Below are 13,324 nucleotides of genomic sequence, written 5' to 3'. Positions count from 1 at the left end.
ACGTACCTGTCATTGATGGGATGTTCACGTGAATCATTACTTAACTGGAATATATATATCGAATTCAGAATCTGAGCCGCTTGCCCTGTTATCGTAATATTCCATCGTATCAAGCTCAGCTAATTCATGTCCCGATTCAGGCAGCCATACTCCATAAATATAGTTATATGTGTTTTTTAAATCATTCAAAGAACCTCTATGAGTAAAGACGGCATACTTTGAGCACTGTATTGTTTTGATGGTCATACCGTTAGGGATATTGTTGAAATCATATACTTCGACGCAAGCCGTGTAAGTAAAATCACTTTCATCGGTAATATCGGGCATATATTCGCATAGCCCTAACCATGCATCTGTTGATGAGGAACACTCGATTTCTGACCTTCTTTCATGAAATGCAGCCCACAAGGTCCCTATCGAATCAGACCCAGGCTTAACGATTTGCTTTAGTCCAACGACATGAAATGTTTTATTAAGAATAATGCGAGGCACAAAAAAAGATGCTAAGTTCAATTTCATTTGAGCTTTTTTTTCCACATTCACCTTTTCATATAGTACGATTTTCTCTTGTTGTCTTCGATATCTCACGGGCGTAATGCCGAATTGTTTGGAAAAAGCGCGGGTGAATACTTCTTGCGATTCAAAACCATAATCTATGGCAAGCTCAATGATTCGTATATCGGATGTGAGCAGTTCAATAGCTGTTTGGCTCAACCTTCTTTTACGAATATATTCTTTCACCGGATCTCCCACCATGGCTTGAAAGATTCGATAGAAATGCGTAACAGAAAAAAAAGCCTGCTCTGCAATGGAACAGGCACTTAGATTATCCTTCAAATGCTGTTCAATGTAATCGATTGATTTTTGTATTTTATCGTAATAATTCATGAAATCATCCTTAGGGTTGTGCCTTACCTATATTCATACTACTTTTTTTCTTTAATAGGAAGCCAAAATTCACACGAAAAGCCTTTCTCTGATTTTTTACTGGGAGGATAAGCCTCAATTTCCGGTACATTAGCATGAATGTATGGTGAATTCGGCAGCCATTCTTTAAATGCATACAACTCAGCCTCAATTAAGGCGTTGGGGATTTCTCCGTAGTTTTGAAATATCGCCCACTCTGAAGCGGGCACGGTATATTCCTCCAAATCAAATCCCTCCGGACAACAGTCACACTCAGTCGCGACATAAAAATAGAAGTCCCTTTTGCTTGGATCATTTTCTACGCATGAAACTCCAATTGCATTACTTTTCGTAACGGTATCCGGACTGTTTTTACGAATACTCTCAAACACATCAAGCAAACCTTCATTTTTGCATTCTTCCCAAAATTGTCCAAAAGACTCATTATCTTGTCCTACCCAGGTTTTCCGACCGACAATCTTGAAAGCAGTTTTTTTTTCAATTCTTACTTCTACCATATTTTCATCTCCTAATGATTAATAATAACAACAAGATTATAAACTACACGAACCACTCACTTTTTGATGTTTTTTACCAGAATAAAAAGCCTTTTTGGGTTGTAAAAAACGAATCATATACCCAATAGATTAATCGCCGAGAAATCGCTGTATTTGCTTCAGCACGCTTACAATCCAGTCAACTGGTACGCGTGGAGTGAGGACGTGTACTCGTTCAAAGTAATATAAAAAAACAAGTCGGAGCGCATGTTGGGCAGCGCTCTGGCTTGTTTTTATTTGTGAAGTTTCATCCTACGCATGAGTAAGATGAATTTACTCTTGCAATAATTAGTAATTAGAGTTATATTATTAATTAATTGATCGATCATTTAATTAATAGCAATTAAACTACAGAGAGTGGGGATGAATTTGGCAAGACCAATCAATGAAGAAAAAAGACAGGAGCGTCGTAGTTGTATCCTAAAAGAAGCCGTTGTCCTGTTCGCAGAAAATGGATATTCTAATACCACAACGGCTCTCATTGCACAGCGTGTGGGAGTGACTGCTGGAACCATTTTTCAGTATTTCCCAAGCAAAGAAGCCTTATTCTACGCCGCTGTCCTTGAGCCGCTTGCTGATATTCAGGTGAAGTCGCTTGCTTGTCTAAAACAAGAGGGGACGCCTAGCGTATTAATTAAGAACATGGTAGAAGAACAATTCAATCATATCTATTGCTATACAAATGAATTGCGGCTTGTTCAATATGTCTTAGGACAACGGATAAGATTTCCTGAACTTACACAGAAGGTCCTTGAAAGTACAAAAATAATGACAGATACTATCGAATGCGTCTATGCCAAGGGACAGTTAATGGGAGAATTCAACAAAAACTTTTCGCCAGCTATGATCTCTCGCGCCTATATCTCTTTCTTAAATGGAATAGGTTTAACTCTTGGAGAAAGTATTATCCATCACCCCGAGTGGGCAAATTTGAAGGAGCATGCCTTATATTTGTTCGCACCCACACAACCTAAAGAAAAAGCGAGGGAATCTAAATGAGTGAAACATCATTACAACCAAATTTGAAATTAAACGTTCGTTCGAAAAAACGGAGGAAAATTATATTGATCCTAGGGATTGTGCTATTGCTTGTGGTGGGTTTAGTATTTTTTATATCCTATAAAGTAATGGATACCTTGCTGCACATTCCTAGAGACACGAATGTCAGCTACGAATTGAATATCGATAAAACTCCCTACGAAGAGGTTGAGTTCAAGAGCTTGAAAAATGATAATACGATTAGAGGTTCCTTCTTTTATGCAAATGGTCTTTCCAATAAGGCAAGCGATCAGACGATTATTGTCGTCCATGGATATACAAGCAATCGTTTAGTCAAAGGGCGGACCAAAAAGTTAGTAGAGCATTTCGTTCCGAAAGGCTATAATGTATTGGCATTTGACCTCAATTCGCAAGGTAAATCCGATGGTAACATGATTACACTTGGCCTCAATGAAAAATATGATTTGCTTGGAGCTGTAAGCTATTTAAAATCCAGAGACCACGCTGGAGATAACATTGGAGTTATTGGCTTTTCGATGGGTGCTGCTACTACTTTGCTAGCCGCAAGTGAAAGTGCTGACATCAAAGCTGTAGTTGCAGATAGTCCTTTTCGTAATGCAGGTCTATTTCTGAAAGAGGGTTTGCCCTTCTTTTCAGGTTTACCTTCTTTTCCATTTAGTTATACATCGACATGGGTGGGTAAATGGGTCTTAAATGTTGATCTTGATTCCGTATCTCCTATGGATGCAGTAAAGAAGATGAAAGACAAGCCAGTTATGCTGATTCATGGAACTGGAGATCAGCAAATTAGTTATAAAAATACAGAGGCAATTTTTGAGTCATTAAAAGATGACCCCTATGCAGAAGTATGGTACCCGCATAATACGGAGCATATCGATGCAATCAATCATTACCCCACTGAATATTTCCAAAGAGTAGATCGCTTTATGGATAAGTATATAGGAAAAGAGTAGTAACAACATGAAAGCCGGTGTTCCTTATCGTAAGGGAAAACCGGCTTTTCTGCTGTCACTTGGCAAAATGATTTAGTAATTCGCTTAAGGACATTCTTTATATTCTTCCAAATAATAGTATAATTAGAACTCATAGGGCCAGTTTTCAATAACTTACGAATACATACACATATTCTGAAAAATAGGGAGATGATTTCATGACAGCAAATACCACTGCGGCGCAAATCCGCATTATCGAATACGATCCTTCCTACGCTGGAGCGGTCGCTGAGATGTGGAACCGCAGCAACGAAAGCTGGGGCGGCGGCACCAATCAGAGAACAGAGGACAGTGTGCGCCGGGAGATGGAGATTTCCTCCAATCTACATGTGTTTATCGCCGTCGATGGCAAAGAGGTGGTCGGCTTCTGCAGTTTCGCTCACTATCGTCAAGACGAAGGGGCCTTGTATGTACCGCTGTTGAATGTGAGACCTGATTATCACGGTCACAAGGTCGGCCGCAATCTGATTTTGAACGCCGTCCGAAAGACAGTCGAAGCGGGTTGGCCTCGTCTCGATTTGTTCACCTGGCCAGGCAACACCAAGGCGGTGCCGATGTATAAGAAATGCGGGTTTTTCTGGGAAAAAAATGAAGATTACGTCCATCTGATGAACTTCATTCCAACCGTCCTGCAAACGGAAGCGCTTGCTCCTTATTTCGAGGAGCTGGATTGGTACGCGGACAGCACCCGCGAACTCCCCATCCAACCGGATGGACGCCGGGAGCGTGGCTTTGATTTCTTTGATTACACGTGGCAAAAAGGAGAACTCTCCTTGCGGGCAGAATTCGAGAAGACCGGTCGTGGGCTGACCGCTCTTGACACACCCGACTATGCAATCTCCACGGAGATCGAAGACCACGAGCTTGTGTTTGGCTCGGCCTATAAGATTCGCTACCACATCAAGAATCGGTCTGCTACCGAGCTGGCGATTGAGATCAAGGGCCAGAACGACAAGAATATTCGTTTTGCCTTAGCCGCTGCACTAACGGTTGCTCCGGGAGAAACGATCACCGTGGAGGGTGAGTTTGAGCTTGATCCTGTTCGGGAAGAACAGAACGATAAGAAGACCCATCCCGTTGTAATGAGCAAATGGATCATCGGTGGTAAGCGGGTTGAATTCCGCACGGGTGTAGCTCCCAAATTTCCACTCAAGATGAAAATGGCGCTTCCAACCGGTGAACTGTATCCGGGCTTTCCGGCCGAACTATATTTGAATGTGGAGAATAATTTTACTTCGGAAGCGGAGTTCGCTTTTGACTTGCCGGAGGATGAATTCCTGGAATGGGCGGATCGTACGGTACGCTTCACGGTTCCGGCTAAGAGCAAAGCCTCTGTCCCTGTCCCCTTCACCCTACGGTCTTACGGCCTTTATTCACGAGATGTTGAGGTGGCGGCGGTTCCGGCTGGAAAGAAGTCGGTTTCCTTCACAAGTAAATTGTCTGTCCTAATGAAGGGAAGATATGGCCGTTTTGGTGGGCAAAACGGGGATCAGTGGGTAGCCGTGAACGGTGCATTCTCCCTCCATCTCAACAAGATCGACAACGGAATGTGGATTGAATATCCCGGCTCCAGCCACAACTTCTGGTGGACTTATCCGAAGCTAGGCAAGCCGTTCGCAGAAGAATTCTCCAAGAAGCAGGCCAAAGAAGTGAAGATCTATTCGGTAGGGGAGAGCCAGGTTCTCGAAGCCCTCTACGAGTCGGAAGATTTCCCGGGATTGGAGATAAAAACGGTGGCCAAGCTGTCCGCCAACGGAATCGCTGAGTTTCATCATGAGATCTGCAATGCCAGCGGCAAAGCGCTGGATGAGAACGTGTATGTGCTGACGAATTTCGGTTTCTTCGGCAAGCGTCTTATCCTGCCATACCAGGGCAATTACGTGGACATGGGCGACGCTTACGCCGGAGATCCGAGTCATTGGGACAGCGCTCAGATTACGGAGAACTGGCTGTTCTGCAAGGAAGAGAACGTCACATGCGGAATTTGCTGGGACCCTTCTCTGAAGCTGCTTCGTCCGGAATATCCGCTTGGGCTGGAGCATCATCTTGGTCGAATTCCGGCCGGAGATGTCGTGCGGACGAAGGCGACTGTGTTTGCTCTGAATACCTTCGCCAAGTGGTCGGATTTCCGTTCCTTCGCCCGGAAGGAGAGGAATCTGATCGTTCCGGCGCTGGATGATCATCTTGAATTAACGCTCGGCGGCGGAAATCCGTTTGCGGCGGGGACACTTCATGCGGAACTAATCGAACGAAAGATGATTCCACTTGCTGGGAGCCTTGAAATGTATGTGCAAAACGATGGCGGAGCGGAGCGGATAGCGGCTGATATCGAGTTGCAAAGGGAGCAGGATTTACGCTCCGCGGGCTTTGAGCTCTCTCCTGAAGAAATGGAATTATCGGGACACAGCGAATCCGGTAGGAAGATCAGGGTCGTCTATCGCGGAGAAGATCGCGTTCAGGAGCGGTCGGGCCTCTGGTTCCCTCAGACGGAAACACCCGTCGTTTGTGCGATGGAAGAAAGCCCGGCTGGTCCGATTTACACGGTGAGTAACGGGGTTCTCTCGATTGCGGCTGCTCCTGAGTTCGGAAGCTGCGTGCATTCCTTAAAACATCAAGGAGAAGAATGGCTGGACAGCTCCTATCCGGAAGCGGTACCGCGTTCCTGGTGGAATCCTTGGCACGGTGGGCTCGGCGTGGGAATTCCCGGTCTGGGTGGATTTAGTAGACAGCAGGAGCCGAGAACTGCAGGTTGGGTGGAGCAGATTGATGTTCACGGTAACGTCTGGAAGGGACTTCGAATAACCACTTCCATCGAGAAACAGGAAGCGAACCGGGGGATCACAATCAATCAGCATTACCTTATGCTGCCTGGCGTCCCTGTGCTCTGTGTAATGCATTCGGTGAGCAACGGAAGCGGCTTGATCCTGCAGGATTATGCTCTATCGGAGGAGAGTTACTTTAAGCCTTCGTCTATCTATTCCGAAGGGTGGATGGAACTCCCCGAGGAAGGCAAGTTCCTTCTTGGTAAGGTGGAGGCGCATCTGGAGTCCAAGGGGCTCTTGCGAATCGGTGCGACTTCGCGCAAGGACATGCTGCATATTGTGAATAGTTATCCCAATCAGAAGGGTTCCTCGTATGTGAACAATAAGGTGTTCACTTACGGTGTGAATCACCATCTTCCACTTCTGAATGGCGAAACCGCTTGGACACAGCCGACCTTTTTGATCTTGGGGAAGAACACGCTGAATCTAGAAGATGTACGTGGCCTTCTGAAGCTGACCTTTGCCAGTCCTACTAACGAAAAGGAGAACACGAATGCCGATTATTGATATTCACATTCATCTGTCCGACATCGACAGCTTTCATCAAACCGCGAGGGATCTCTCCAAAGTCGATTACACAGCCGCTGGCCTCAAGGCGGAGTTTGACAAGAACGACGTCATTCTCGGCATTGGAATGGGGGTCACGGAGCAGACGAAGGGAGCCTTTCCCGACTCGACTTCACCCAATCCAATGGGCCTTGACTTGGAAGACAATGTTCCACCGTTCTTAATGGAATGCGTGGGCATCAATCCGAACATGCTCACAGGGAAGCACGCGCAAGAGGAGCTGGATCGAATCGAAGCGCGGCTGCAAGCTCCCGAAGTAGCGGGAATGAAGTTATATGCCGGGTACTATCATCATTACGTCCATGACAAAATCTATACACCGGTCTATGAGCTGGCTGCCAAGTACGGCGTGCCCGTGGTCATTCATACCGGCGATACGTACTCGATGAATGGATTGCTCAAGTATTCGCATCCTCTTACCGTGGATGAATTAGCTTACCAGCAGCGTGACGTGAACTTTATGATCTGCCATCTGGGCGATCCCTGGGTGATGGATGCTGCCGAAGTGGTGGCCAAGAATCCGAACGTCTATGCCGATTTGTCCGGCCTCGTCGTCGGCGATCGGCCACATTTTGAACGGTTCATGAACGAACCTCTGTTCATGGACCATTTTCGCCGGGCGCTGGTGTATTCTGATCATTACGAGAAAATGCTGTTCGGAACCGATTGGCCGCTCGCGCCAATCGACCTGTATGCGGAATTCGTCCGCCGACTGGTGCCTGAGCAGCACCACGATAAAGTATTTTACGAAAATGCCTTTGGGCTGTTTCCGCGCATCCAGGAGCGGATTTCGGCGCTCTAATGACCTGCAGGTACTTCCATTGATGGGATGTTCAAGGAAACTATTTAGAAACTTCTGCGCTTGGATGCAGAAGTTTTTTTGTTTGGCTATATAGGGGGACGCTGTTTTTGTCATAATTGAGTTTGTGAAATTGTGTGGAATCCACCGTTTATTCCTCATTTTGTTCATACCCTTGGGACATGGAATGAAATATTTTAATTGTCACGATTTCGTGACAATGGTATTATTTTCATATTAAAGTACCATTACTTGGAACATAGATGGAGGGATTTATGGAGCATCTATTGTGTTTTCAGGTCATTTTGGCGAATGGGGAACGACTGTGGCCCGCATCCATATTTCCTGCTCGGAACGAGCGTGCTGCATTAACAGATTTGCAGGCGGTTCGTGAATTTTTAGAACGTGAAGGAAAGGTTGTCATTTCTGTTATTGCTTACGATGTGCATGGGGAAAGGTTGCAAGGCGGCCATAAACGGGTATATGCGCAACATGAGCTTTCGATGATTCAAGGCCCCATTCCATCCTACCCTCCGCATGGTATCAGCGTTAATGAAGTTTTTGGTTTATCCGAAGCGGCTCGATTGTGGGGGATCGAAGGCGGGGGAGCGACGATTCGTAAAGCGTTAGAGCGCGGTGAGTTTAATCCTAGTGAGATTCGTAAATCGGATGGCATATTACTTGTGACTTTTTCTGGCATGCAACGTAGATACAATGCAGTGATGAAAAACCAGTGGAGGGAGTTACATACCTATATCGTCCCAGAAGGAGCAATTCTAGAAGATACGGAGAACCTTCTTAGATCACTTAACAATCCCTTATCGAGCTTTGCACGACGTCATCGCAAGGCGGCTGAAGTCTAGTATATTCGATCATTTTAGCTTGTCCTGTAGGATTTCCAGAGGAGGATTGCATATTGTCTAGTACAAATATCATCAAATTAATAGGTCTAATGCTTATCGTAGCAGCGGTGAATATCCTCGTATTCTCACCTGGATTTATTGGCGTGCAGATCGGAACAAGCGCTCTCTCAACAGCAACGGGGGTTACATTACTTTTTGCCAGTGTATGGGCACTTGGATATGGAATCTATCATTTATTGTTCAAGAAACCCGTCATGATATCTGTGAAAGAAATGATAACGTACGAAGATTATGTCGAAAATCTAAATCGATATCGTCATGTCAAGGGAGTTGAAAGCGATATCCGTCTCGCCCTAGAGCAAATGGAGCGAATCCAGAAGAGGAAAAGTACCTTGCTCCATGTGCTGAAGCAGCGATTTGAAGAGACGGAGTTGAGTTTCAAGAAGTTCGCATCCGTATCCCAAGAGGTTGAGAAGCTGTTCTACCAGAACATCCGAAATATATTGAACATCCTTAGTGTTTTTGACGAATCCGAGTTCGAACGTGTTATCCATCGCAAGTCATCCAGTATCTCCACAGAACTTCTCCAGAAAAAAGCAAAAGTATACAACGACTACCTATCATCCATGAAAAGCTCACTATCGAATAATGAGGAAATTTTATTAAAATTTGATCAACTGCTATTAGAGATATCCAGCTTAGACAACATTGAACCCGGTGATATTGAACAACTATCCTGCATGCAGGAATTGGACGCCTTAATTAAGCAAACCAAATATTATAAATCGTGAGAGGTGCAGCGAATGACTGGAAAAAGTAAGTTTCTATTATCTGCCTTTATTTTGGTTATCGTATTTATCCTAGTCTATCTCGGGGTGAACTTTACCTCGAACTTGGGGAAAACAAAATCGCAGGTTACGGCAGAAGACGCAGGGAAGCAGCTTAACAAGCTGTACTCCAACCTATCCGTGACGACCGAAACGCCTGTAAAAGGTCAGATCGATATTAATCCAGCGGATATTGGCGAGACATTGCCGGATATATCGAAGTTTCCCATCACAGTGAATAACACGACCAATCAATTCGTGGAGATATTCTCTTCAACGGAGAAGTCAGGAACAGGTATGGATAGTTGGTTAGCGGATGTTGCAACAGAATTTAATAAGGCGAATATCGAAGTGAATGGGAAGCCTGCTTCCGTTAAAATTCGTAATATTGCCTCTGGTACGGCTGCTGATTATATTAAATCCGGCAAATATATCCCTGATGCGTATACCCCTTCGAATGAGTTATGGGGCGAAATGGTGAAGGCGAGTGGCGTGAAAACACAGCTTGTATCCAAGCGGCTTGTAGGCAACGTTCCCGGGATTGTGATTACAAAAGCCAAAAACGATGCGCTGGTCGCTTCTTATGGATCTGTGAATGTCAAAACCGTGACGGAAGCGATCGCGAATAATGAATTCAGCATGGGCTATACGGATCCTTTTGCAAGCTCAACAGGCTTGAATTTCCTTATCACCGCGCTCAATACATTTGACAGTTCGAATATCCTTAGTGATAAAGCTGTTCAAGGATTTGAGAAATTTCAAGCCAACGTTCCTTTTCTGGCTTCGACAACCATGCAAATGCGCGACGCCGCGAAATCGGGTATGCTAGATGGCTTTGTGCTGGAATATCAAACCTATCTCAACACGGCTGACTTGAAAAGCGGGTATGTATTTACACCCTTTGGGATCAGACACGACAGTCCACTGTACGCGCTAGGTGATCTCCCGAAGGAGAAATTAGATGTCATTCAGAAATTTGCTGAATTTGTGACGCAAGATAAATATCAGAAAATGGCGCACGAAAAAGGATTTAATGAGCTAAATGATTATAAATCAGAACTCGCTGTCGTGGACGGTGGCCTTCTTTCATCCGCTCAGAAAATATGGAAAGAAAAGAAAAACGGAAGTAAACCGATTGCGGCTGTTTTTGTAACAGACGTATCAGGCAGTATGGCAGGTGAACCGATCAATCGTCTTAAGGAATCGCTGCTTAAAGGCCAAAAGTATCTAGGCAAAGACAACAGCATCGGTCTTGTATCTTATTCCAATGATGTAACCATTAATTTACCGATAAAGAAGTACGACACGACACAGCAATCGATGTTCGTTGGTGCAGTGAATAGTCTACAAGCAGATGGGGGTACGGCCACATTTGACGCAATCATTGTTGCTTTAAAAATGCTTCAAGATGAGAAAGCCGTCAATCCATCGATGAAACCCATGATTTTCGTGCTAAGTGATGGCGATACCAATCGAGGTTACTCTCTCAAAGATATCAAGGATCTCGTCGCAACCTACAAAGTTCCAATTTACACCATCGGCTATAATGCAGATATTCAAGCGCTGCAGAGCATTTCGAGCATCAATGAAGCAGCGAGTATTAACGCAGATACAGATGATGTGGTCTATAAAATTGCGAACCTGTTTAACGTTCAAATGTAACTATTTATTATCAGAGGAGGATCCCTATGTCATTTTCGATGGAAGTTGTGCGTCCGGAAGAAATTCAAGCTGCGATTGAGAAAGAGGTTAAACCCGTTCCCGAAGAGGTGGCTAAGCTTCAAGCTTTGGCTGATTCCAATGTCGAATCTATTATGTCTCTAGATCTTGATTCACTTGAGAAGCGAAAAGAAATCCTGCAATCGATCGACACGTTCGGCATGAATACCATGAGAACCTCTTCAAGTAAAAATAATTTACTACAGGTTTCCGTCGGTAACTTGTCCAAAACGGGAGATGACGGAGGCCAGGTCGCAAAAGGATTAACCGAGTTGCATATGCAACTAAAAGATCTGGACCCAAGCGTCATTGACTTTACCAAAACGGGATTCCTCGGCAAGCTATTTAATCCGTTACGCGCATATTTTCTGAAGTATGAAAAAGCCGATGCGATGATTGCCGATATTGTGGTCTCGCTAGATAAAGGCAAAACGACTTTGAAGAACGACAATACGACACTCGAGATTGAACAGCAAGCGCTGCGCGATTTGACCAAGAAGCTTCAAAAGGAAATCGAGCTCGGAACATTGATGGATACCTCGATTGAAGCACAGATCGAAGCGGCCAAAGCTCGTAATGAAGATCCAGACAAAATTCGCTTCATCACGGAAGAGGTGTTGTTCCCACTACGTCAACGGGTGATGGATATGCAGCAAATGATGGTGGTCAATCAACAGGGGATTATGGCGATTGAAGTGGTCACCCGCAACAATAAAGAATTGATTCGTGGCGTCGACAGAGCGAAGAACGTGACGATCTCGGCCTTGAAAATATCCGTAACGGTAGCGAGTGCGCTCTATAATCAGAAGATTGTCTTGAAGAAGATTGAACTTCTGAATCAAACAACGAATGAACTGATTGCCGGAACGTCGAGAATGTTGAAGGATCAAGGGGCTCAAATTCATAAGCAATCGCTTGAAGCCAACATCAATGTGGAGACGTTGAAGCAAGCATTCACCGATGTGTTGTCCGCGCTGGACTCGATCAGCACTTACAAGCAGGAAGCACTGCCGAAAATGCGCGAGACGATTAGCCAGTTCCAAGAACTAGCGAATCATGGTGAACAGGAAATCCAACGTTTAGAAAAGGGACACAAACTGGGGTTGTGATGATCTATTTACAACACCTTATTGAACGAAAACAAAAGACTGCCAGCAGGCAGTCTTTTGTTCGTTCCTCTACCACTTCATGTCTCCTTATTGCAGGATTTCTTCGATACGGTTCAGAACGTCTTCGCTCAATTCGATGCCTGACGCTTTAACGTTTTCAGTTACCTGCTCTGGACGGCTGGCGCCGACAAGTGCACTCGCCACGTTGTCTTGACGTAGAATCCAAGCCAGCGCGAGGTTGCCTACGGAAATTTCCAACCCTGCTGCAATCTCTGCAAGCTGTTCTACTTGGGCGATCTTCACGTCTGTGATCTCATTGCGCACCCAATCCAACTTGGCGGCGCGGCTGTCCTGCGGGATGGCGGAAGCCGATGTGTATTTGCCGGTCAGCAAGCCTTGCGCGAGCGGACAGAACACGACCTGACCGACACCGGAACGTTTGCTGAGCGGAATGATTTCTTTTTCGATATAGCGTTCGAACATATTGTAGATCGGCTGGTTGACGACGATACGGTCCAGCAAATAACGGTCGGCAGCGCCAAGTGCTTCCGCGATCTGTGAAGCTTGCCACTCGCTTACGCCGGCATACAGCACTTTGCCTTGGCGAATCAGATCGTCGATTGCGCGCAGCGTTTCGTGCAGCGGCGTTTCTGGATCATGACGATGGCAGTAGAAAATGTCGACATACTCGTGGCCGAGACGTTTCAAGCTTGCGTTGGCCTGCTCGGTAATGTGCTTGCGCGACAATCCGCGGTCGTTCGGACCTTCACCCATAGGCCAGAACGCTTTCGTAGCGAGCACGTAGGATTCGCGCGGATAGGCCATTAGTGCTTTGCCAACCAGTTCTTCCGCGGCCCCGTTCTCATATACATTAGCAGTATCGAAAAAGTTAATGCCTAGATCGTAGGCCGTTTTAATCGAATTCACAGCGTGCTCACGTTCGACGTAACCTCCATATGTAAGCCAACTTCCCAAGCTGATTTCGCTGACTTTAAGTCCGCTTCCACCTAATCTTCTGTATTTCATGCCATAGCCTCCTTAAATCGAATCGCAACCCATTTCATTCTAAAAAATTCATAGACAATTTGAAGATGTGAAATATTTTCACTTCATTATATGGGCTATAGATACGATACAGAAGTA

Annotated in this window: 12 protein-coding genes; 9 read left to right on the top strand and 3 right to left on the bottom strand. The window is 45.3% G+C overall.

Annotation, left to right across the window (positions count from 1 at the left end; all coding sequences use genetic code 11):
* Positions 1-36: 36 nt before the first annotated feature.
* Entirely contained in the window at positions 37-888 is an 852-nt protein-coding gene (locus BVG16_RS23710) for an AraC family transcriptional regulator (protein WP_078501669.1), read from the bottom strand.
* Positions 889-926: 38 nt separating this feature from the next.
* Positions 927-1,424, bottom strand: coding sequence for a GyrI-like domain-containing protein (locus tag BVG16_RS23705; RefSeq protein WP_078501668.1), 498 nt, complete (start codon positions 1,422-1,424; stop codon positions 927-929).
* A gap of 117 nt (positions 1,425-1,541) precedes the next feature.
* Here BVG16_RS23705 and BVG16_RS23700 point away from each other — a divergent pair, with 117 nt between their 5' ends.
* From BVG16_RS23700 to BVG16_RS23660, 9 genes are all read left to right on the top strand, one after another.
* Entirely contained in the window at positions 1,542-1,652 is a 111-nt protein-coding gene (locus BVG16_RS23700) for a DUF255 domain-containing protein (protein WP_198957527.1), read from the top strand.
* Between the two features lie 174 nt (positions 1,653-1,826).
* Positions 1,827-2,462 (top strand): TetR/AcrR family transcriptional regulator, encoded by a 636-nt coding sequence (locus tag BVG16_RS23695; protein ID WP_233147153.1) that lies wholly within the window; start codon positions 1,827-1,829, stop codon positions 2,460-2,462.
* A complete protein-coding gene (locus tag BVG16_RS23690) occupies positions 2,459-3,436 on the top strand; it encodes an alpha/beta hydrolase (RefSeq protein ID WP_078501667.1) in 978 nt (325 codons plus the stop codon). Before BVG16_RS23695 ends, BVG16_RS23690 begins: the two co-directional genes overlap by 4 nt.
* Positions 3,437-3,633: 197 nt before the next feature.
* Entirely contained in the window at positions 3,634-6,804 is a 3,171-nt protein-coding gene (locus tag BVG16_RS23685) for a GNAT family N-acetyltransferase (protein WP_078501666.1), read from the top strand.
* Entirely contained in the window at positions 6,791-7,666 is an 876-nt protein-coding gene (locus tag BVG16_RS23680) for an amidohydrolase family protein (RefSeq protein ID WP_078501665.1), read from the top strand. The genes BVG16_RS23685 and BVG16_RS23680 overlap by 14 nt, the downstream gene beginning before the upstream one ends.
* A 272-nt stretch (positions 7,667-7,938) precedes the next feature.
* Entirely contained in the window at positions 7,939-8,526 is a 588-nt protein-coding gene (locus BVG16_RS23675; protein WP_078501664.1) for a helix-turn-helix domain-containing protein, read from the top strand.
* A gap of 53 nt (positions 8,527-8,579) precedes the next feature.
* The gene (locus BVG16_RS23670; protein ID WP_078501663.1) at positions 8,580-9,317 is read left to right on the top strand and encodes a hypothetical protein; all 738 of its coding nucleotides are present in this window, start codon (positions 8,580-8,582) and stop codon (positions 9,315-9,317) included.
* 12 nt (positions 9,318-9,329) lie between these two features.
* A complete protein-coding gene (locus tag BVG16_RS23665; protein ID WP_078501662.1) occupies positions 9,330-11,015 on the top strand; it encodes a vWA domain-containing protein in 1,686 nt (561 codons plus the stop codon).
* 26 nt (positions 11,016-11,041) lie between these two features.
* Positions 11,042-12,181, top strand: a complete 1,140-nt coding sequence (locus BVG16_RS23660) for a toxic anion resistance protein (RefSeq protein WP_078501661.1) — start codon at positions 11,042-11,044, stop codon at positions 12,179-12,181.
* An 87-nt stretch (positions 12,182-12,268) separates the two neighbouring features.
* Here the strand turns inward: BVG16_RS23660 and BVG16_RS23655 are convergent, their stop codons facing one another.
* Positions 12,269-13,207 (bottom strand): aldo/keto reductase family protein, encoded by a 939-nt coding sequence (locus tag BVG16_RS23655; RefSeq protein ID WP_078501660.1) that lies wholly within the window; start codon positions 13,205-13,207, stop codon positions 12,269-12,271.
* Positions 13,208-13,324 lie beyond the last annotated feature (117 nt).

The organism is Paenibacillus selenitireducens (assembly GCF_002021565.1).
In the GTDB taxonomy this organism is placed as follows: domain Bacteria; phylum Bacillota; class Bacilli; order Paenibacillales; family Paenibacillaceae; genus Paenibacillus_K; species Paenibacillus_K selenitireducens.
This window is presented reverse-complemented; position numbering and strand designations above follow the sequence as displayed.

Excerpts from the sequence above, each read along its gene's own strand:
- BVG16_RS23685 (WP_078501666.1), top strand. The coding sequence starts at position 3,634 with ATGACAGCAAATACCACTGCGGCGCAAATCCGCATTATCGAATACGAT.
- BVG16_RS23660 (WP_078501661.1), top strand. The coding sequence starts at position 11,042 with ATGTCATTTTCGATGGAAGTTGTGCGTCCGGAAGAAATTCAAGCTGCG.
- BVG16_RS23690 (WP_078501667.1), top strand. The coding sequence starts at position 2,459 with ATGAGTGAAACATCATTACAACCAAATTTGAAATTAAACGTTCGTTCG.
- BVG16_RS23710 (WP_078501669.1), bottom strand. The coding sequence starts at position 888 with ATGAATTATTACGATAAAATACAAAAATCAATCGATTACATTGAACAG.
- BVG16_RS23695 (WP_233147153.1), top strand. The coding sequence starts at position 1,827 with ATGAATTTGGCAAGACCAATCAATGAAGAAAAAAGACAGGAGCGTCGT.
- BVG16_RS23705 (WP_078501668.1), bottom strand. The coding sequence starts at position 1,424 with ATGGTAGAAGTAAGAATTGAAAAAAAAACTGCTTTCAAGATTGTCGGT.
- BVG16_RS23680 (WP_078501665.1), top strand. The coding sequence starts at position 6,791 with ATGCCGATTATTGATATTCACATTCATCTGTCCGACATCGACAGCTTT.
- BVG16_RS23675 (WP_078501664.1), top strand. The coding sequence starts at position 7,939 with ATGGAGCATCTATTGTGTTTTCAGGTCATTTTGGCGAATGGGGAACGA.
- BVG16_RS23665 (WP_078501662.1), top strand. The coding sequence starts at position 9,330 with ATGACTGGAAAAAGTAAGTTTCTATTATCTGCCTTTATTTTGGTTATC.
- BVG16_RS23655 (WP_078501660.1), bottom strand. The coding sequence starts at position 13,207 with ATGAAATACAGAAGATTAGGTGGAAGCGGACTTAAAGTCAGCGAAATC.